The organism is Cupriavidus sp. 05N39, from assembly GCF_056397325.1.
Genome location: NZ_JBFTNE010000413.1, coordinates 1 through 362 on the forward strand (window position 1 = coordinate 1; position 362 = coordinate 362).

Consider the following 362-nt stretch of genomic DNA (forward strand, 5'->3'; position numbering starts at 1 on the left):
CGTCGCGCACCGTGCCGTTCGTGTCCAAGGCCACCGGCATGGCGCTGGCCAAGATCGCCGCGCGCTGCATGGCCGGCAAGACCCTGGCCGAACAGGGCGCCACCAAGGAAATCGTGCCGGATTACTACTCGGTCAAGGAAGCGATCTTCCCGTTCGCCAAGTTCCAGGGCGTCGATCCGATCCTCGGGCCGGAGATGCGTTCCACCGGCGAGGTGATGGGCGTGGGCCGCAGCTTCAGCGCCGCCTTCGCGCGCGCGCAGGAAGCCGGCGGTATCAAGGCCCCGCCGCTGGGCAAGGCCTTCGTCTCGGTGCGTGACCCGGACAAGCAGCGCGTGCTGCCGGTCGCCCAGGCCCTGCTGGAG

General features: G+C 69.6%; 1 pseudogene. It reads left to right on the plus strand.

From position 1 onward, the window contains the following. A pseudogene (carB, locus tag AC1DN0_RS41960) lies at window positions 1-362 on the plus strand (carbamoyl-phosphate synthase large subunit); the annotation flags it as partial.